The sequence below is a fragment of the Streptomyces sp. NBC_01304 genome, from assembly GCF_035975855.1.
Taxonomy (GTDB): domain Bacteria; phylum Actinomycetota; class Actinomycetes; order Streptomycetales; family Streptomycetaceae; genus Streptomyces.
On record NZ_CP109055.1, the window covers coordinates 7110590 to 7130298 of the forward strand.

The 19709-nt window shown below is 69.8% G+C and carries 13 protein-coding genes and 2 tRNA genes; 10 read left to right on the forward strand and 5 right to left on the reverse strand.

The genetic code is table 11. The features are described 5' to 3' along the window. The first annotated feature begins 67 nt into the window (after nt 1–67). Together OG430_RS31500 and OG430_RS31505 are read left to right on the forward strand one after the other, a co-directional pair. Nucleotides 68–1414: an EsaB/YukD family protein gene (locus OG430_RS31500; RefSeq protein WP_327356024.1), complete on the forward strand. Its 1347-nt coding sequence runs from the start codon at nt 68–70 to the stop codon at nt 1412–1414. A 24-nt stretch (nt 1415–1438) separates the two neighbouring features. Beyond that, entirely contained in the window at nt 1439–4033 is a 2595-nt protein-coding gene (locus tag OG430_RS31505) for a MinD/ParA family ATP-binding protein (RefSeq protein WP_327356025.1), read from the forward strand. Between the two features lie 92 nt (nt 4034–4125). Here OG430_RS31505 and OG430_RS31510 read toward each other — a convergent pair whose 3' ends face one another. Next, nucleotides 4126–5310: an acyltransferase family protein gene (locus OG430_RS31510; protein ID WP_327356026.1), complete on the reverse strand. Its 1185-nt coding sequence runs from the start codon at nt 5308–5310 to the stop codon at nt 4126–4128. 520 nt (nt 5311–5830) lie between these two features. On the opposite strand from OG430_RS31510, the gene OG430_RS31515 reads away from it, so the two are divergent. Together OG430_RS31515 and OG430_RS31520 are read left to right on the forward strand one after the other, a co-directional pair. Continuing rightward, nucleotides 5831–6025 carry a hypothetical protein gene (locus tag OG430_RS31515; RefSeq protein ID WP_327356027.1) on the forward strand — a complete coding sequence of 65 codons (195 nt, stop codon included), beginning with the start codon at nt 5831–5833 and terminating at the stop codon, nt 6023–6025. Between the two features lie 69 nt (nt 6026–6094). Continuing rightward, complete coding sequence (locus OG430_RS31520; protein ID WP_327356028.1) at nt 6095–8251, forward strand: protein kinase domain-containing protein; 2157 nt, start codon at nt 6095–6097, stop codon at nt 8249–8251. Between the two features lie 53 nt (nt 8252–8304). On the opposite strand, the gene OG430_RS31525 is transcribed toward OG430_RS31520, so the two are convergent. Then, nucleotides 8305–8378, reverse strand: a tRNA-Gly gene (locus OG430_RS31525). A 153-nt stretch (nt 8379–8531) separates the two neighbouring features. On the opposite strand from OG430_RS31525, the gene OG430_RS31530 reads away from it, so the two are divergent. The 5 genes from OG430_RS31530 (at nt 8532) to clpX (ending at nt 13947) form a co-directional block, all read left to right on the forward strand. Beyond that, nucleotides 8532–8608, forward strand: a tRNA-Pro gene (locus OG430_RS31530). Between the two features lie 200 nt (nt 8609–8808). Further along, nucleotides 8809–10194 carry a trigger factor gene (gene tig / locus OG430_RS31535; RefSeq protein ID WP_327356029.1) on the forward strand — a complete coding sequence of 462 codons (1386 nt, stop codon included), beginning with the start codon at nt 8809–8811 and terminating at the stop codon, nt 10192–10194. A 927-nt stretch (nt 10195–11121) separates the two neighbouring features. Then, entirely contained in the window at nt 11122–11727 is a 606-nt protein-coding gene (locus tag OG430_RS31540) for an ATP-dependent Clp protease proteolytic subunit (protein ID WP_327359302.1), read from the forward strand. Between the two features lie 46 nt (nt 11728–11773). Then, complete coding sequence (locus OG430_RS31545; protein ID WP_327356030.1) at nt 11774–12460, forward strand: ATP-dependent Clp protease proteolytic subunit; 687 nt, start codon at nt 11774–11776, stop codon at nt 12458–12460. Nucleotides 12461–12660: 200 nt separating this feature from the next. Further along, entirely contained in the window at nt 12661–13947 is a 1287-nt protein-coding gene (gene clpX / locus OG430_RS31550; RefSeq protein ID WP_327356031.1) for an ATP-dependent Clp protease ATP-binding subunit ClpX, read from the forward strand. A 114-nt stretch (nt 13948–14061) separates the two neighbouring features. Here the strand turns inward: clpX and OG430_RS31555 are convergent, their stop codons facing one another. Both OG430_RS31555 and OG430_RS31560 read right to left on the reverse strand, forming a co-directional pair. Continuing rightward, entirely contained in the window at nt 14062–15084 is a 1023-nt protein-coding gene (locus OG430_RS31555) for a hypothetical protein (protein WP_327356032.1), read from the reverse strand. 101 nt (nt 15085–15185) lie between these two features. Further along, nucleotides 15186–16166: a hypothetical protein gene (locus OG430_RS31560; RefSeq protein WP_327356033.1), complete on the reverse strand. Its 981-nt coding sequence runs from the start codon at nt 16164–16166 to the stop codon at nt 15186–15188. Nucleotides 16167–16303: 137 nt separating this feature from the next. Here OG430_RS31560 and OG430_RS31565 point away from each other — a divergent pair, with 137 nt between their 5' ends. Then, nucleotides 16304–18937, forward strand: coding sequence for a valine--tRNA ligase (locus OG430_RS31565; RefSeq protein ID WP_327356034.1), 2634 nt, complete (start codon nt 16304–16306; stop codon nt 18935–18937). 135 nt (nt 18938–19072) lie between these two features. Here the strand turns inward: OG430_RS31565 and OG430_RS31570 are convergent, their stop codons facing one another. Next, nucleotides 19073–19693 (reverse strand): hypothetical protein, encoded by a 621-nt coding sequence (locus tag OG430_RS31570; protein WP_327356035.1) that lies wholly within the window; start codon nt 19691–19693, stop codon nt 19073–19075. Between the last annotated feature and the right edge of the window lie 16 nt (nt 19694–19709).

The following is a 19709-nucleotide window of genomic DNA, read 5'->3' on the forward strand; positions in this document are numbered from 1 at the left end:
TGGCGGTGACGGCCATGGGGCGCAGGCGCCAAGGGCGGGCGCGCGGCGCGATGATAGGTTCCCGCGCGTGGTGAGCACAGCAGCGACTTCCCGTGCGCCTCGTGCGCCTCAGACCCCCCAGGGGCCCCGCTCCGGCCTGGCCCGGGTGACGCTGGTCGGTGAGCGCAGACGGGCCGACACGGTCCTGCCGTCCGACGTACCGATAGGCCAACTGCTCCCGGATCTCCTGGAGTTGCTCGGCGACCAGGCGGCCGCGCGGCCGCTGACCCGCCGGTTGACCACCGCGGACGGGGTGCCCCTGCCGCCCGACAGCACCCTCGCCGCCGCCTCTCTGGCGCCGGGCGCGGTGCTTCATCTCGTACGTTCCGACGCCGCGCCCGCCGTCGAAGCGGGCGCCGACCTCGATCTGCGCTCCTGGCGCTGGCGGCCCGCCGTGCGGCGGATCGGCGCAGGGGCGGCGACCGTGTTCTTCGCCGCGATCGCGGGCCTGCTCGCGCGCGGTGCGTTCGGCCTGGAGCCGGTGGCGTACGGGCTGTTCGGTGCCGCTCTCGTGGCAGCGGCGGGCGGGGCGCTCGCGTCCCGGCTCGGGGCCAACCGGGGCCTCGCCACAGTGCTGTTGCTGACCTGCGGGGTGCTGGCCGCACTCGGCGCCTGGACGCTGGCGGACGCACACGCCTTGTCCGGCCCCGCGCGACTCGCCCTCCTCGCGGGGGCCCTCACGCTGACCCTCGCCCTCCTCGGGCTCTTCTCGCCGCTGGGCCGGGGCGGCCTGACCGGGGCGGCCGCGGCCGCGGGGCTCGCGGCGATCTGGGAGGCTGCCCTGGCCCTGACGGACGACGCGGCCCGCACCGGAGCCGTCCTTGCCGTCCTCTCGATCCTCCTCCTGGGCTTCCTTCCCCGCCTGGCGCTGCTCGGCACGGGCCTGACCCGCATCGACGACCGCCGCTCCGCGGGAACCTCGGTGAGCAGCCAGGGCGTACGCAACGCCCTCGCCGCGACCCACCGCGGCCTCGCCCTCGCGACGCTCCTCACGACGGTCTCGGCCGCGGCCGCGGGCTGGCTCCTCACGGCCGCCGAGCCAAGCGTGTGGACGGTGTCCCTGGTGGCGCTCACCGTGCTGGTGCTCTGCGCCAGGTCCCGGGCCTTCCCGCTGGTGGTGGAGGTACTCGCGGTGTACGCCGCCGCGGCGTGCCTGGTCGTACGCCTGGCCGCGCTCTGGCTCGACCACGCGGGCGGCGCGGGCCCGCTCGCACTCCTGTCGGCGGCCGCGCTGCTGCCCCTGCTCGCGCTGGCGGCGCATCCGCCGGAGCCGGTGCGGGCGAGGCTGGGGCGGTGGGCCGACTTGGCCGAGTCGATCGGTGTGGTGGGGCTGTTCCCGCTGGCGGTGGGCGTGTTCGGTGCGTACGGGTTCTGACGGGGTAGCGGGAGAGAAACGAACATGGCTGAGATGACGGACAAGCCGAAGGACGAGTACGAGTACGCGGACGCCGAGCCGGAGATCCAGGACGCCATCCCGGCCGGCTATGCGGCTGAGGCGTTGTCGGCCGATGCCGATGCCGATGCCGATGCCGGTGTCGGTGTCGGTGTCGGTGTCGTCCTGGCGGCGGAGGGGGCCGAGCCGGAACCCGTGGTGCAGCATGGACAGGACGAGGCCCCGGAAACCCGCTCCCCGGAAACCCGCTCCCCGGAATCCCGCTCCCCGGTGAACGCCGAGGCGGCAACGCCGAGTTCGGCACCTGCAGAGCCGGCCGAAGTCTCGCCGGCGGCCGACGAGGCCCAGGCTGAGAGCTCGCCGTTTCCTGAGCCCGACGCGGTGGCCACGGAAGCGGCCCCGGCCGAGGTGCTGCAGGAAGCCTCCTCCTCCGAGGCCGACCCCTCGCCGCTCGCTGAGCCCGACGCGGCCGTCACGGATGTGGTCCCGGCTGACGAGCAGCGGGAGATCGATCCTGTCCCGGCGCAGAGTTCACCGCTCGCTGAGCCCGACGCGGCCATCAGGGATGTGGTCCCGGCTGACGAGCAGCGGGAGATCGATCCTGTCCCGGCGCAGAGTTCACCGCTCGCTGAGCCCGACGCGGCCATCAGGGATGTGGTCCCGGCTGACGAGCAGCGGGAGATCGATCCTGTCCCGGCGCAGAGTTCACCGCTCGCTGAGCCCGACGCGGCCATCAGGGATGTGGTCCCGGCTGACGAGCAGCGGGAGATCACCCCCGCCCCGGCGCAGAGTTCACCGCTCCCCGAGCCCGACGCGGCCATCACGGACGCCGTCCCGGCCGACTATGCCTCCGCCTTCGACCTGGCTCCCGCGGTCGAGCCCGCCCCTATCCCGGCCTTCGACCTGGCCCCCGAGGTCGAGCCCGCCCCTATCCCGGCCTTCGACCTGGCCCCCGAGGTCGAGCCCGCCCCTATCCCGGCCTTCGACCTGGCCCCCGAGGTCGAGCCCGCCCCTATCCCGGCCTTCGACCTGGCCCCCGAGGTCGAGCCCGCCCCTATCCCGGCCTTCGACCTGGCCCCCGAGGTCGAGCCCGCCCCTATCCCGGCCTTCGACCTGGCCCCCGAGGTCGAGCCCGCCCCTATCCCGGCCTTCGACCTGGCCCCCGAGGTCGAGCCCGCCCCTATCCCGGCCTTCGACCTGGCCCCCGAGGTCGAGCCCGCCCCTATCCCGGCCTTCGACCCCACCCCCCAGGGCGACTTCGACCCCGGAGCCGCCGCTCGGCTCACCCCCGTACCCCCGGAGCCCGTGATCGAGGACGCCATCCCCGCGTCCTACCGGCCGCCCGCCGCCGAGCCCTCGGTGCCCGGCGCCCCGCTCCCGCCCGCCGCCGGACCTCCGGCCCCCGGCACTCCGCCCCCGGCCACGGCTCTCCCCATCCCGGCCCCGTACGTCCCGGCGACCGAGCCGTTCCGGCCCGACCCCGGCACCCTCGCCCTGCCCGCGCTCAACACCGAGGCGGGCCCGGTCGGCAGTGAGCCCCCGAGCCGGGCCACCGTCGCCCTCGGCGCGCTCAAGCCGCAGCCGAACCCCGCAACGCCGCCGCAGGCCTCCCTGGCCTACCAGGCGCAGGCCCAGCCCCCGGCGACGTACACCCCGGCAGGCCCCCCTGCGCCCCGCCACATGTTCAGCTCGCTCCCCGTCGTCGACGAGTCCCTCGCCGCCACCCGGCGCAAGCCCCGCCACGGTGAGCCCTTCGTGGCCCGGGCGCTGCGGGCCGTCCAGCGGACCGTGTCCTCGTCCGCGGCCCGCGAGGTCACCCTGGCCTCGGGCAAGGCCGAGGTGCTGCAGCAGCAGATCGTCACAGGACGCCAGATCGCCGTCACCTCCATCCGCGGCGGCGCCGGCAAGTCCACGGTCGCCGCCCTGCTCGGCAAGACGTACGCCCACTACCGCCACGACCCCGTCCTCCTCGTCGAGGCCGACCCCGCGCTCGGCACCCTGCCGTTCCGGCTCGGCGCCGAGGCGCTGCGCTGGACGGTCCGGGACCTGGCCCAGATGGTCGAGCCGTCGATGTCCCTCCTCGACGTGACGGGGTATCTCGTCCAGCTGCCCGACAACGCCTGGCTGTTGCCCGGCAGCCAGGGCAAGGTCGGCGCGATGCTGGACCCCAAGCTGTACGAGAAGGCGATGGTCTCGCTGCGCCGCTACTTCGGCATCACGGTGGTGGACTGCGAGACCCTGCCCGCCGAGGTAGCCCGCACCGCGCTCTCCGCCGCCCAGGCCCGCGTCCTCGTCGCGCCCGCGACCTTCGAGGGCGTGGCGAGCACGCACGCGGTCCTGGAGTGGATGTCGGGCCTGCCCCGCCACATCATCGAGGGCACGGTCGTCGTCCTCGCCGAATCGGTCCCGCACGGCGGCCTCGACACCTCCAAGGCCGTCCAGAAGCTCCGCGCGACCGGCGCGAGCGTCCAACTCCTGCCGTACGACCGCCACTTGGCGGCAGGCGGAGCCATCAGCACCGACCTGCTCGCCCGCGCGACCCGCGAGGCCGTCACCCGGATCGCCGCGGAGACCCTCCAGTTCGCCCAGCGCCGGGGCTGACGCGAAGAGCTCCGCAACGACCAGTGCCCGCACACCTCACCAGAGGTGTGCGGGCACTGATCGGCAACGTATGGAAGGAGGAGCGCCGGGCGTCAGCGCGAGGCCCGTTCCCGCGACCTCGCCACCTCCGCCGCGTCCCGCCTGAACGCCCAGTTCAGCTTGGGCTCCATGGCGAACCGGAACATCCGTTGCACCGGCGGAGTGCACAGCAGCGTCACGACGGTCGCCGCGACCACCGTCACGAAGATCTCGCCGAACGGCTTGTGCAGCCACGAGTAGTCCTCGTACCAGCCCCAGAAGCGCGAGCCCTTGGCGAGGAAGCCGTGCAGCAGATAGCCGTACAGCGTGCCGGCGCCCAGGATCGTGAACCACATCTTCCGCCGGGGCACCCAGGCGAAGAAGCAGGCCATGAGCACCATCGAGCAGCCGAACATCGCGAGGGTCATCACGGCACCGGCCCACCACGGCGCGCCCAACTCCTGCGCGCTGTCCCGGTGGTAGAACCACGCTGAACTCATCCGCGGCCCCGCCCAGTAGGCGACGAGGAGGGCCAGCGCGAAGACCGGCACGGACAGGATCCGCACCTCGCGCCGGCGCACCAGCTGGAAGTGCTCCGGCTTGAGGAAGAGCCCCATCACGAAGAACGGCAGGAACTGAAGTACGCGCTGCAGATCGAGGTCGTCCCCGATGTCGGGGGAGACCGAGGCCATCGCGGCGATGGCGAGAGCGAGGAGCACCGGCCAGCGGACGACCTTCCACAGCGGCGTGGTGAGCCGCCAGACGAAGAGCGCGGCCAGGAACCAGGTGAGGTACCAGGGGTCGAGCAGGCTGATCGGCTGCGTCGGATCGTCGTCCGCGTACCGCTTGAAGAAGGTGTACGCGACCTCGAAGAGCACGAAGGGGACCAGAACCCCGCTCACGAGTCGCTTGAGCCGGTCGGTCCGCATGTCGAAACTGCGGGAGAAATACCCGGAGATAAGGATGAAAGCGGGCATGTGGAAGGCGTACACGGTCATGTAGAGCGCCTCGGCGGCGCGGCTGTGATCCGTGAGCGGTTCCCAGGCGTGGCCCATCGCGACGAGCACGATGGCCAGGTACTTGGCGTTGTCGAAGAAGGCATCACGCTGCTTCGCGGGCCGGGGCGGCTGGGGGACCGCTGTGGCCTGCGGGCTCTGTGTGGGCTCTGTCGGCAGCGGCTGCTGCGTCTTCTGCGGGGGAAGCGGCGCTCTGTGCTGTGACCGCACTGCGCCTGCGGGGGAACCGGCAGTGTGGAACATCTGAGGCACCTTAGCGGCGGATGAAGCAATTCGTAAAACGCTGTTGGGGATTCGCTCTGAATTTCCGTCCATGCACGACGAGTTCCGCGTCTCGGGGGGCATATTCCTGCCCGATTCAACCCGATACACTCATGCTTGTACTGCTTAATTAGGGCATAACGTCCGCGGGCGACTCTGGTGATATGCCCGATTCGTCGGACACTGTTGTGGCCGCAGCAACAATTCGAATTCCTGACGAACAACCTGTGCGTGATTGTGTCCACATGGAAACGATCAAGCCGAATTCCGTGCACCCGTCACCAACGAATTACCGTGCGTAGACCCGCTGTCGGCCCGCTGTCGGCTTGGCGCGCGGCCCTCGTCGCGTCGCGGCGGGCGGGATGGCCGTCTGTGACAGTGGCCGACGATGCGTCACCCGCCGCATAGGTCAGGCCTGTTGGTGGCACGATGGTTCTGGCGGGGGTGCGCGGGGTCGTGCGCCTCTGGGCGGGTGAGCGGACCGACGTAGGGTGTGATCAGTGTGGCCATTTCGCTGTCTGTGGTGCTGATGTTGGGGATCATCCTCGTGGTGCTGATCCGCGGGAACTCGATCAAGGCCGGCCCTGCGATCGTGGCCGTGCTGTTCGGTTTCTTCCTGGCGTCGACCGGTATGGCCGACGACATCCAGAGGTTCCTGGACTCCATAGCGAAAACAATCAACGACATCCAGTTCTGACGGCCTTGAGGGTCCGGACGACCCTCACGCCGGCGGCACCGCGCTGGACGTACGGGGGGCGTACGAGGCATGACGCTGCGCGATTCCGATCCCAGGGAGATCGGCGGCTACCGGACCACGGAGCGGCTCGGCTCCGGCGGCATGGGCGTCGTCTACCTCGCCCGCTCGGCGTCGGGGCGCCGGCTCGCCGTCAAGGTGGTGCACGCCCAGTACGCCGACAACCCCGAGTTCCGCACCCGCTTCCGCCGTGAGGTGGCCGCAGCCCGCCAGGTGAGCGGCGCCTTCACCGCGCCGGTGGTGGACGCCGACGCGGACGCCGAGCACCCCTGGATGGCGACGCTCTACATACCCGGCGAGAACCTCGGCGCCCACGTCCGCAAGGACGGCCCGCTGCCGCTGCCCCGGCTGCGCGAACTGGCCACCGGCCTGGCCGAGGCGCTGCGCGACCTGCACCGCGTCGGCGTGATCCACCGCGACCTCAAGCCGGCCAACGTGATGCTGGCCGAGGACGGCCCGCGCGTCATCGACTTCGGCATCTCCCGCGACGCCCACCTCTACGACGACGGCCAGGACCTCACCGAGACCGGCCGCGTCATGGGCACCCCGCCCTTCATGTCCCCGGAACAGCTCGCCGACCCCCGCGAGGTCGGCCCCGCCGCGGACGTCTTCTCCCTCGGCTCGGTCCTCGTGTACGCCGCCACCGGACGCGGCCCCTTCGACAGCGTCAGCCCCTTCGAGACGGCGACCCGAGTCGTCACGGGCGCCCCCGAACTCGACGGCGTACCACCCGAGTTGCGCCCCTTGGTCGAGGCCTGCCTGGACAAGGAGCCCAAGTCCCGGCCGACGCCTGATGAGTTGCTGGCGATGCTGGAGGGGCGTCCGGTGCCGGCGAGACCCACGGCTGAGGCGGAGGCCGCGGCCGGTCCCCGAAGGCGCCGGAGCCGATGGGTGGCGGCCGCCGCGGCCGCCGGGGTGGTCCTGGCCGCGCTGGCCTCGCTGTTGGTCGTACGCGCCGCGGACGGCGACGGGGCCGCGACGGGGGACGTACCGGAGGGCTGGAGGCCCTGGAACGTCCAGCTGAAGAAGGAGAAGAAGCTTCCCGCGACCGTCGCCCCCGACTGCCTGAACGCGTACGAGGCGCTGTACTGCACCACCGAGAGCACGAAGGCGGTCAAGCTCGACCCGGCGACGGGGCGCGAGTTGTGGCACAAGCGATTCCACAAGGTCACGACCGACGCGTCCTCCGACCCGCCGGGGGAGCGCCGCATGATCGGGGCGGCCCATGGTCTGGTCTATGTGCACGACCTCCGCTCGGTCACCGAGAGCCCCACGGGCGAGATCGACCAGCAGTACGCGGTGCAGGCGCTGGACGCGGGGACGGGAGAGGTCCGTTGGACCGAGCCGACGTCCCGTACCGACCCCACCGTGGTGACCGACGGGGAGATATCCGCCGTGCTCGTCGGTGAAACCGTCTTCATGCCGGACGGGAAGGGCAAGGCGATCCTGCGCGTCGACGCCCGCACCGGCACCAGCCGCGGCTCGGCATCGATCGGCGGCGAGGTGGACGACATGCGCTTCCTGCTCCCGGCAGGTGACCGGGCGGCACTGATCCACCAGACGGTCGGTGGCGACGAGGGCACCACGACCCACGTGACGTTCCTCGGCGGCGACAAGGGCCAGGACCGGAAGCTGAAGCCGATCCGCGGCCTGCTCGCCCCCTTGGGCACCGACCGCGGCGACCTGGTCCTCCTGCGCACCGACGACATGGAAATCAAGGTCACCCACCAGGTCCGCATCGACCTGCGCACGGGCGAGCGCCAGGAGCTCCGGCTGCCGCAGAACCTGTCCTGGACCGAGCACCGCTGGCTGGCCGACGGCATCGTCTACGGCGAGAGCTCGGGCCGGGTCTTCGCACTGTCCGTGCGGACCGGCCGGACGCTCTGGGACCGCGGCACCTCCGTCAACAGCCTCGGCGCCCCAGTCGTCGCGGGTGGCACCGTCTACTTCGGGAACATCTCGGGCCGCATGCTCGCCCTGGACACGGCCACTGGAGACGAACGCTGGAGCACCCTGGCCCCCAAGGGCACACCCCCTGCCGATCCCCTGGCCGAGGAGGCCACCCGCCTCGTACTGGACGGCGACGCCCTCTATGCCGCGCTGCCCGGCTCCACGGTCTTCAGCATCGACGTGACCCAGCACCGGAACACCCCGGGCCCGGCCCGCTGAAACGACTGCGGCCCAGGTCGAGGAGTCAATCCTCGACCTGGGCCGGAGCCATGTGGAGCGGGTGACGGGAATCGAACCCGCGTAGCTAGTTTGGAAGACTAGGGCTCTACCATTGAGCTACACCCGCACAGTTTGCGCCGCAGGTCACTCGGTGACCGCCGCACGAAAAGCATCGTAGCGGGTCCCTGCCCCGAGGCGCACACCCCATTCCCCGCGAAGCCCCCGCGAACAATGCGGCAGCCGCATGGCCTGCGGGCATGTACCCTACGTGTCGCACCGACGGGGTGTGGCGCAGCTTGGTAGCGCGTCCGCTTTGGGAGCGGAAGGCCGTGGGTTCAAATCCCGCCACCCCGACCACCTCACTCTTGACCTTCAAGATCGCCTTTTGGGGCGCGTACCAGCTGCGGTTACTATGCAAGCTGCGCGCTCGTGTGTCTCAGCTCTTTTCCCGGTCAGCACACTGACTACCGGCATCGACTGAAGTTCCGGGCGTCGCGATCGGCCGCAGCTCTCTGGCTCGGCAGAATCCAAGCAGTCAGCCACAAGGAGACCGAACCGTGAAGAGCGCCGTGGAGACCCTGAACCCCACTCGGGTTCGGCTCAGCATCGAGGTGCCCTTCGAGGAGCTCAAGGACAGCCTCGACGCGGCGTACAAGAAGATCAACCAGCAGGTCACGGTGAAGGGCTTCCGCAAGGGCAAGATCCCGGCCCGCGTCATCGACCAGCGGTTCGGCCGCGGTGCGGTCCTGGAGGAGGCGGTCAACGACGCGCTTCCGAAGTTCTACACCGAGGCGGTCAACGAGGCCGAGCTCAACGTCCTGGGCCAGCCCGAGGTCGACATCACGGAGCTGAAGGACGGCGAGACGCTGAACTTCACCGCCGAGGTCGACATCCGCCCCGAGATCGAGATCCCGGACTACTCCGGCATCGAGGTCGAGGTCGACGCGGTCGAGGTCAGCGACGAGGACGTCGAGAAGTCGGTGGAGCAGCTCCGTGAGCGCTTCGCCTCCACCTCGGCCGTCGAGCGCGCCGCCGCCGAGGGCGACGTCGTGACGATCGACCTCGAGGCCAAGGTCGACGGCGAGGTCCTCGCCGACGGTGTGGCCGAGGGCGTCTCGTACACCATCGGCTCGGGCGAGCTCCTCGAAGGCATCGACGAGGCCGTCACCGGTCTCGAGGCCGGCGGCGAGGCGACCTTCACCTCGCAGCTGAAGGGCGGCTCCGCCGAGGGCAAGGACGCCGAGGTCACCGTCAAGGTCACCGAGGTCAAGGCCCGCGAACTGCCCGAGCTGGACGACGACTTCGCGCAGCTCGCCTCGGAGTTCGACACCCTCGAGGAGATGCAGGCGGACAGCCGCAAGCGCCTCGAGAACATGAAGCAGTACGACCAGGCCACCCAGGCCCAGGAGCGCGTCCTCGACAAGCTCCTCGAGCTGGCGGACATCGCGATCCCCGAGAAGCTTCTCGAGGACGAGGTGAACACCCGCAAGCACAACCTGGAGCACCACCAGCTCGGTCAGATGGGCCTCGACCTCGAGGGCTACCTGAAGATCCAGGGCAAGACGGTCGAGGAGTTCGAGGCCGAGACCAAGGAGCAGGCGGTCAAGGGCATCAAGACCCAGTTCCTGCTCGACGAGCTGGTCAACAAGGAGAAGCTGAACGTCAGCCAGGAGGAGCTCACCGAGCACCTCATGCGTCGCGCCGCTTCCTCCGGCATGTCCCCCGACCAGTTCGCCCAGGCGGTCGTCGAGGGCAACCAGGTCCCGATGCTCGTCGGCGAGGTCGCCCGCGGCAAGGCCCTCGCGGTCGTCGTCGAGGCCGCCACGGTCAAGGACACCAAGGGCGAGGTCGTCGACCTGAGCGACGAGGACGAGGACGAGACCGCCGAGACGGTCGAGGCCTCCACCGAGGACGCCCCGGCGGACGAGAAGACCGAGGCCTAAGCCTCACCAGCACCACAACGAAGGGCCCCCGGGACACCAGTCCCGGGGGCCCTTCGCATTCCCGCCCTCTCTCCCGGCCTCCACGCTGCTGTCCCCGGGCTTCCACGCTGCCCGCCCCGGCCCCACGCCGCCGCCCCCCGGGGCCTCCACGCTGCCGTCTCCTGGGCTTTCACGCTGCTCCGTCCCGGGCTAGGGGCTCCCGTCCCCTGGCACCCCTCGCGCTCCCCGTGAGCTGGCGGCGGAGGTGCCCCGAAAGGGGCGCGGGGAACTGCGCGCCCAGCCACCGACAGCCCGCACCCGGCAACGCGCCCACACGGGCCCGACGGCCGCCCGTGAGCCGGCGGCGGAGGTGCCCCGAAAGGGGCGCGGGGAACTGCGCGCCCAACCACCCACAGCCCGCACCCGTCAACGCCCCTGCACCGGGCAGACGGCCCCCCGTCAGCCACCCACAGCCCGCACCCGGCAACGCCCCTGCACCGGGCAGACGGCCCCCCGTCAGCCACCCACAACCCGCACCCGGCAACGCCCCCACACCGGGCAGACGGCCCCCCGTCAGCCACCCACAACCCGCACCCGGCAACGCCCCCACACCGGGCAGACGGCCCCCCGTCACCCCCACCCAAAAAGGCCACCACCACAAGACAGCCCCGCCCCCGCCGACCGCAGGTCACCGCCCCCGCCGACCCCAGGTCAAAACCCACCCCAGCCTGCGCAGCACCCTGCGCTCACAGCGAACAGTTCCTATTGCGGGATTCCCCGAAGGGACCCGCGCGTTAGGGTCCATAACTACGAGGGCAGGGGAGTCCCCGAACGCCGCCCGCAGGGGCGAGTACCCAGGGGTCCCACGCCCCAGCAGAAGACGCGAGACAGACGCGAGACGGCCCGGCGCCGTCGTCAAGACGAGCAGGTGGATACGTGACGAATCTGATGCCCTCCGCCGCCGGCGACCCCTCCATCGGTGGTGGCCTCGGCGACCAGGTCTACAACCGGCTGCTCGGCGAGCGGATCATCTTCCTCGGCCAGGCCGTGGACGACGACATCGCCAACAAGATCACCGCGCAGCTGCTTCTCCTTGCCGCTGAGCCGGACAAGGACATTTACCTCTACATCAACAGCCCCGGCGGCTCGATCACCGCGGGCATGGCGATCTACGACACCATGCAGTACATCCGGAACGACGTGGTGACGATCGCGATGGGCATGGCCGCCTCGATGGGCCAGTTCCTGCTGAGTGCCGGCACCCCGGGCAAGCGCTTCGCGCTGCCCAACGCCGAGATCCTGATCCACCAGCCCTCCGCGGGCCTGGCCGGTTCTGCCTCGGACATCAAGATCCACGCCGAGCGGCTGCTGCTCACCAAGAAGCGCATGGCCCAGCTCACCGCCCAGCACACCGGCCAGAGCTTCGACCAGGTCACCCGCGACTCCGACCGCGACCGCTGGTTCGACCCGGAGGAGGCCAAGGAGTACGGCCTCATCGACGAGGTCATCACCACGGCCTCCGGCGTGCCGGGCGGCGGCGGCACCGGGGCCTGAGCCCCACAGCCCCGTAGCCGACCCCAGCCCACTTCCAGGAGAGACAGTGAACGATTTCCCCGGCAGCGGCCTCTACGAGCGCACCATGGCCGAGTACAACGGCCCGCGCGCCGAGTCCCGTTACGTCATCCCGCGCTTCGTCGAGCGCACCTCGCAGGGCGTGCGCGAGTACGACCCGTACGCGAAGCTCTTCGAGGAGCGCGTGATCTTCCTCGGCGTGCAGATCGACGACGCGTCCGCCAACGACGTCATGGCGCAGCTCCTGTGCCTGGAGTCGATGGACCCGGACCGCGACATCTCCATCTACATCAACAGCCCGGGCGGCTCCTTCACCGCTCTCACGGCCATCTACGACACGATGCAGTTCGTGAAGCCCGATGTGTCGACGGTCTGCATGGGCCAGGCGGCCTCGGCCGCCGCGGTCCTGCTCGCGGCCGGTACGCCGGGCAAGCGCATGGCGCTCCCGAACGCCCGCGTGCTGATCCACCAGCCGTACAGCGAGACCGGTCGCGGTCAGGTCTCCGACCTGGAGATCGCGGCGAACGAAATCCTCCGCATGCGCGCCCAGTTGGAGGAGATGCTGGCCAAGCACTCCGCCGGCAAGACGTCGATCGAGAAGATCCGCGAGGACATCGAGCGCGACAAGATCCTCACGGCCGAGGACGCGCTCGAGTACGGCCTGATCGACCAGATCATCTCCACCCGCAAGATGAACAACGCGTCGGTCGCCTGACGTCGGCCCGACGTCATCCGGACTCGAGCTCCGGACTCGACGAAGCAACACCTGCCTCCCCTTGGTGTGGTTTGTAGGCGTTCACGTCAAAGTGAACCGCGCCAAGGGGGGCCCGAACGGGGGGCTCGGCAAGGTACCGTCGGATAGAGGCACCAGGAGACGCTCACACGGGCGTCTCCCAGGCGAAGGGGAAGCACCTCGTGGCACGCATCGGTGACGGCGGCGATCTGCTCAAGTGCTCGTTCTGTGGCAAGAGCCAGAAGCAGGTCAAGAAGCTCATCGCAGGACCCGGTGTATACATCTGCGACGAGTGCATCGACCTCTGTAACGAGATCATCGAGGAAGAGCTCGCGGAGACGAGCGAGGTCCGCTGGGAGGAACTCCCCAAGCCTCGCGAGATCTACGAGTTCCTCGAGGGGTACGTCGTAGGCCAGGAGCCCGCCAAGAAGGCGCTCTCGGTCGCGGTGTACAACCACTACAAGCGGGTCCAGGCCGGAGAGAACGGCGGGGGCCAAGGGCGTGAGGACGCCATCGAGTTGGCGAAGTCCAACATCCTCCTGCTGGGCCCCACGGGCTCCGGCAAGACCCTGCTCGCCCAGACCCTCGCGCGCATGCTGAACGTCCCGTTCGCCATCGCCGACGCGACGGCCCTCACCGAGGCCGGCTATGTGGGCGAGGACGTCGAGAACATCCTCCTGAAGCTGATCCAGGCGGCCGACTACGACGTCAAGAAGGCCGAAACCGGAATCATCTACATCGACGAGATCGACAAGGTCGCCCGCAAGAGCGAAAACCCGTCGATCACGCGCGACGTGAGCGGTGAGGGCGTACAGCAGGCCCTGTTGAAGATCCTCGAGGGCACGACCGCCTCGGTCCCCCCGCAGGGCGGCCGCAAGCACCCGCACCAGGAATTCATCCAGATCGACACCACGAACGTCCTCTTCATCGTCGGCGGTGCCTTCTCCGGCCTGGAGAAGATCATCGAGGGCCGCGCGGGTGCGAAGGGCATCGGCTTCGGCGCGACGATCCGCTCCAAGCGGGAGCTCGAGGAGAAGGACCAGTTCGAGGACGTCATGCCGGAGGACCTGGTGAAGTTCGGGATGATCCCGGAATTCATCGGCCGCCTGCCCGTCCTCACCTCGGTCCACAACCTCGACCGCGAGGCGCTCCTCCAGATCCTGATCGAGCCGCGCAACGCACTGGTCAAGCAGTACCAGCGCCTCTTCGAACTCGACGGCGTGGAGCTGGAGTTCGACCGCGACGCCCTCGAGGCCATCGCGGACCAGGCGATCCTCCGCCAGACCGGCGCGCGCGGCCTGCGCGCCATCATGGAGGAGGTCCTCCAGTCGGTGATGTACGAGGTCCCGTCCCGCAAGGACGTGGCCCGCGTGGTCATCTCGGCGGACGTCGTCCGCTCGAACGTGAACCCGACGCTGGTCCCGCGCATCGTGGGCAAGAAGGACGGACCGCACGAGAAGAGCGCGTGACACAGCGCTCTGCTTGAGCACGCTTCGGCTGTACGCAGCTGAAAGGGGCGCCCCCGCCGGGTAGTTGGCGGGGGCGCCCCTTTCGTGTCCTTGCCTGCTACGCCGCCTGCTACGTCACTTCTTCACGCGTACGGCCTTGTAGACGGTGGCTGCCTCCGCCGCGGCCTCTTCCGTCGTCGAGGCGGCTCCGCCGCTGATGACCTTGGCCATGTCGACGGGCTGCACCATGGCGACGGTGCTGTAGTCGGCCCAGGCGCAGGACGGCGCCTCGAAGGTGCTCGGCTGGCCCGGCTGAGGGTCCTTGAAGGTGAACTTCACTGTCTGACACTTCATCAGAGCGCCCTCGAAGCCCGCGGGTTCGACCTTCTCGAGGCTGCCGGTCAGCTCGGCCGTGGTCCCACCGCTGCCCTTGCTGAGCTGCTTCTCGGCAAGGCGGAAGTACCCGTCGATGGCCGCTTCGGGGTCGGCCACCTCGCCGTAATAGCCCTCGAACGTCATCATCTTGCCCGTGGTGCTGCCGGTCTTGGTGGTCGAGTACTGATCCTTGGCGGCGGACGCGTCCTGGATCCCGATGGACTCGGCCTGCAGCTTCTCCGCGCCGGTCAGGGCCCCTTGGGTGCCGCCGACGTTGCCCTTCTTGTACGCGCCGATCGTCTCGGGCAGGACGAGCTTGTAGCCCTTGGTCGCCGCGGAGACCCCGCTGTCGTCGGTCTGCTCCTGGTCCTGCCCGTCGCCGCCCTCGTCCTTGCCCTTGCCCTTGTTGTCGTCGTTGGCGACCGTGCCGCCCTTGCCGCCGTCACCCTTGCTGTCGTCGTCCTTGGTGACGAAGTAGAGCCCGCCGCCGATCGCCGCGAGCGCGACCACACAGGCGACGATGATGCCGATCTTCTTGCCGTTGCCCCCGCCCGAGGGCGGCGGCGGGACCTGGCCGTACGGAGGCTGCGGCTGGCCGGGCTGCTGAGGCTGGCCGTACCCGCCAGGCTGACCCTGCTGGGGGTAGCCGTATCCGGGCTGCTGCTGCGGCGGCTGGGGCGCTTGCGGGTAGCCGTAGCCGGGCTGGGGCTGCTGCGGCTGCTGACCGTACGGTCCGGGCTGCTGAGGCTGGCCGCCGTATGGGCCCGGCTGGTTGTAGCTCATGGGGTCTGTCCCCTCCACGTGCTGGTATGAGTGCTTTGTTTGAACGTATGCCGAAGGGGCGCCGGTCAACTGACCGGGGCCCCTTCGGCATTGACCTGGAGCTACTTGACCTCGACGCGGACGTCGTTGCGGAGCTTGGCGGCGAACTCCGCGGCCTTCTCGGGGGTGGTGTTGCGGCCCGCGAGCATGCCTGCGATGTCGGAGTGGCTCACCACGGCGAGGGTGCTGTGGTCGCCCCAGATGCAAATCGGGACCGACATCTCCTTGGGGGCGCCTGCGGAGGTGTCCTCGCCCGACATCTTGATCTTCGCTTCCTGGCACTTGATGATGCCGTTGTCGAAGCCGGCGGGCTCGTACTTCTGAGGGCTGCCCACGAGCTCGCCCTCGCCGTCGGACTCCTTCTCCGCTTCGGCCTTGAGGGACGCGAACGCGGCGTCGACGACCTTCTCAGGGTCGGCGATCTCGCCGTAGACACCGCCGAAGCTGAGCATCTGGCCGGACATCGGGTTGTCCTCGTCGCCGGCCTTGTACTGTCCCTCGACCTCCTTGGCGTTCTTCACGCCCCACTTCTCCGCGTCCTTCAACCCGTCGTCGTCCGTGGGGCCGCCCCCGGAGCCGCTGTCGTCCTTCTTGTACTCGCCACCCAGCACCGTCGCCGGCGCCGTCAACTTGTACGTCTTGCCGTCATCGGCGACCTCGGTGCTGCCGCCGTCACCCGAGGTGAAGTAGTAGATGCCACCACCGATCGCCGCCAGCGCGACCACGGCGGCGATGATGATGCCGACCTTCTTGCCGCCACCACCCCCGCCCGCGGGCGGCGGCGGAACCTGGCCGTAAGGGGCCTGCTGCTGCCCGTACGGCTGCCCCGGCTGCTGGGGCTGGCTGAAGCCGCCCGGCTGGCCCTGCTGCGGGTAGCCGTAACCCGGCTGCTGCGGCGGTACACCCTGCGGGGCCTGCTGCGGGTACCCGTAGCCGGGCTGCTGCGGCTGCTGGCCGTAGGGGCCCGGCTGCTGCGGCTGCTGACCGTACGGTCCGGGCTGCTGAGGCTGGCCGCCGTACGGGCCCGGCTGGTTGTAGCTCATCGGGTCTGTCCCCTCCAGGTGCTTATGTAGTCCGAACATCCTGACGGACGGGGCCGCACCATGGGGTGGCAGGGTGCACACCGTTACCAACGAATCTGGTTTCGGTACGGGACCGTGACGCCCGTAAACTGTGGCCCGTGACCGAGAACACTCAGCAGCAGCCAAACAGCCTCCCCGAACCCGAACTGCCGAAGACGTACGCTCCGGCCGAGGTAGAGGGGCCGCTGTACGAGCGCTGGGTGGACCGCGGCTACTTCACGGCGGACGCCAAGAGCGACAAGCCGCCGTACACGATCGTCATCCCCCCGCCGAACGTCACGGGCGCCCTGCACCTGGGCCACGCCTTCCAGGTGACGCTCATGGACGCCCTCACCCGCCGCAAGCGCATGCAGGGCTTCGAGACGCTGTGGCTGCCCGGCATGGACCACGCGGGCATCGCCACGCAGAACAAGGTCGAGCAGCAGCTCGCGGAAGAGGGCAAGTCCCGCCACGACATCGGCCGCGAGGCCTTCGTCGAGAAGACCTGGCAGTGGAAGCAGGAGTACGGCGGCCGGATCCTCGGCCAGCTGCGCCGCCTCGGCGCCGGCCTGGACTGGTCCCGTGAGCGCTTCACCATGGACGAGGGCCTGTCCAAGGCCGTCCAGACGATCTTCAAGGACCTGTACGACGACGGTCTGATCTACCGCGCCGAGCGCATCATCAACTGGTGCCCGCGCTGTCTGACCGCGATCTCCGACATCGAGGTCGACTACCAGGACGACGACGGCGAGCTCGTCTCCATCAAGTACGGCGAGGGCGACGAGACCGTGGTCGTCGCGACGACCCGCGTCGAGACGATGCTCGGTGACACCGCCGTGGCCGTCCACCCGGACGACGAGCGGTACGCGCACCTCATCGGCAAGCGGATCAAGCTCCCGCTGACCGACCGTACGATCCCCGTCGTCCCGGACGCACACGTCGACCCCGAGTTCGGCACGGGCGCCGTCAAGGTCACTCCGGCCCACGACCCGAACGACTTCGCCATCGGCCAGCGGCACGACCTCGAGTCCCTGACGATCATGGACGAGCGCGGCGTCATCACCGTCCCCGGCCCCTTCCAGGGCCTGGACCGCTTCGAGGCCCGCTCGACGATCGTCGCCGCGCTGCGCGAGCAGGGCCGGATCGTCGCCGAGAAGCGGCCGTACGTCCACTCCGTCGGCCACTGCTCCCGCTGCAAGACGACCGTCGAGCCGCGCCTGTCCCTGCAGTGGTGGGTCAAGGTCGAGCAGCTCGCCAAGGCCGCGGGCGACGCGGTCCGCGACGGCGAGGTCGTGCTCCACCCGAAGGAGATGGAGAAGCGGTACTTCGACTGGGTCGACAACCTCAACGACTGGTGTATTTCACGGCAGTTGTGGTGGGGGCATCGGATTCCTGTCTGGTACGGGCCCAACGGCGAGGTCGTCTGCCTCGGCCCCGACGACGAGGCGCCCGGCACGGAGGCCGAGGGCTGGACCCAGGACGAGGACGTCCTCGACACCTGGTTCTCCTCCGGCCTGTGGCCGTTCTCCACGCTCGGCTGGCCGGAGCAGACCCCGGACCTCGAGAAGTTCTACTCGACCGACGTCCTGCTCACCGGGCACGACATCATCTTCTTCTGGGTCGTCCGGATGATGATGTTCGGCCTGTACGCGATGGACGGCGAGGTCCCCTTCAAGACCGTCGCCCTGACCGGCCTGGTCCGTGACGAGTTCGGCAAGAAGATGTCGAAGTCGAACCCGAACGCGGTGGACCCGCTGGACTGGATGGACGCGTACGGCTCCGACGCCGTCCGCTTCACCCTGGCCAAGGGCGCCAATCCGGGCGCGGACGTGCCGATCGGCGAGGACTGGGTCCAGGCGTCCCGCAACTTCGCCAACAAGATCTGGAACGCGACGCGCTTCGCGATGATGAACGGCGCGACGATCGAGGGCGAACTCCCGCCCGCCGAGCGCCTGTCGGCGACCAACCGCTGGATCCTGTCCCGCCTGAACGAGGTCGTGGCCGAGGTCGACGCGCTGTACGAGGACTACCAGTTCGCGAAGGTCAGCGAGGCGCTCTACCACTACGCGTGGGACGAGGTCTTCGACTGGTACGTCGAGCTGACCAAGACCACGTTCATCGCGGGCGGCCCCGAGGCCGAGGACACCAAGCGCGTCCTGGGCGAGGTCCTCGACGTCACGATGAAGCTCCTGCACCCGATCGTCCCGTTCGTCACGGAGACGCTCTGGACGACGCTCACGGGTGGCGAGTCGCTGGTCGTCGCCGAGTGGCCGAAGGACTCGGGCTTCCGGGACCCGGCCGCGGAGCGGGACATCGAGACGGTCCAGCAGGTCGTCACCGAGGTCCGCCGTTTCCGTACGGACCAGGGTCTGCAGCCCGGCCAGAAGGTGCCGGCCCGCCTGACCCTGGACGGCACCACGCTGGCCCCGCACGAGGCGGCCATCCGCCAACTGCTGCGTCTGCAGCCGGAGGGGGAGGGCTTCAGCGCGACGGCCTCGCTGCCGGTCTCGGGTGCCAAGGTCGAGCTCGACCTGTCGGGGACGATCGATGTCGCGGCCGAGCGTAAGCGGCTCACGAAGGACCTCGCGGCGGCGGAGAAGGAAGTGTCCGCGGCCAACGCGAAGCTGGGCAACGAGGCGTTCCTTGGCAAGGCGCCCGACCACGTCGTGGACAAGATCCGGGGTCGCCTCGCGAAGGCGGAGGCGGACATCGAGCGAATCCAGGGCCAGCTGGCCAACTTGCCGTCGGCGTAAGGGATTTATTCCCCTACCCGCCCCTTCCCGTAAGGCTGCCGCCGGCTTCAAAGACTGTCCTCAAGCGCCGGACGGGCTGATTCATCAGCCCGTCCGGCGCTTGAGGACTTTCGGGAAGGGGCGGGGTGGGGGAAATCAAGCGGTACGCAACCCCAGCCGCTCCAACTCCGCCTCGGCCAACGCGTCCAGCGTCTCGGGATCGCCATTGCGCCACCCTTCGGCCAGGCTCCCCGGAGTCGCGTCCGGCAACTCCGCGGCCGTCCGGGCCACGTCATCGAGAGGCCGCATCAAGGAACGCAGAGCGAGCAACTCCCGCCCGTCCTCCGTAGCGGCCAGCGAAGCCGCCGCCGCAGCCTGCCGAGTCCACCGCAACCGCCGCGGCAGCCACAGCACCAGCACCAGCCCGACCGGCAGGACGAAGAGCCCGATGGAGCCGGCCACCGCCAGTGCGTCCACCGCCGTCTGCCCGCCGTCCCCCGCGGACGCGAGCTTGTCCCCGGCCCCCGCCACATTCCGCAGCGCCGCGTCCAGCTTCCCGCCCACCAGCGGAAGCTTCGCCGCCGTCGTGCCCGCGTTGGTCAGGCCCGAGCTGAAGCTGCGCCCGGCCGTCTCGACGTCCTCGGCGGGCCGGGACAGGAGCTGGACGAGCCGGTACGCGATCACCGCGACCGCGGCCCACAGGGCGGTCCACAGCAGGACCGCGCCATCACCGATGATCTGCCGCGTACGGCGGCCGGAATTCTGGGCATACCACATGAATTGATTGCAACCC

What these genes read in the sequence shown, in the direction of transcription:
- OG430_RS31505 (WP_327356025.1), top strand. Translation starts at nt 1,439, where the DNA reads ATGGCTGAGATGACGGACAAGCCGAAGGACGAGTACGAGTACGCGGAC.
- OG430_RS31510 (WP_327356026.1), bottom strand. Translation starts at nt 5,310, where the DNA reads ATGTTCCACACTGCCGGTTCCCCCGCAGGCGCAGTGCGGTCACAGCAC.
- OG430_RS31520 (WP_327356028.1), top strand. Translation starts at nt 6,095, where the DNA reads ATGACGCTGCGCGATTCCGATCCCAGGGAGATCGGCGGCTACCGGACC.
- OG430_RS31540 (WP_327359302.1), top strand. Translation starts at nt 11,122, where the DNA reads ATGCCCTCCGCCGCCGGCGACCCCTCCATCGGTGGTGGCCTCGGCGAC.
- OG430_RS31555 (WP_327356032.1), bottom strand. Translation starts at nt 15,084, where the DNA reads ATGAGCTACAACCAGCCGGGCCCATACGGCGGCCAGCCTCAGCAGCCC.
- OG430_RS31560 (WP_327356033.1), bottom strand. Translation starts at nt 16,166, where the DNA reads ATGAGCTACAACCAGCCGGGCCCGTACGGCGGCCAGCCTCAGCAGCCC.
- OG430_RS31570 (WP_327356035.1), bottom strand. Translation starts at nt 19,693, where the DNA reads ATGTGGTATGCCCAGAATTCCGGCCGCCGTACGCGGCAGATCATCGGT.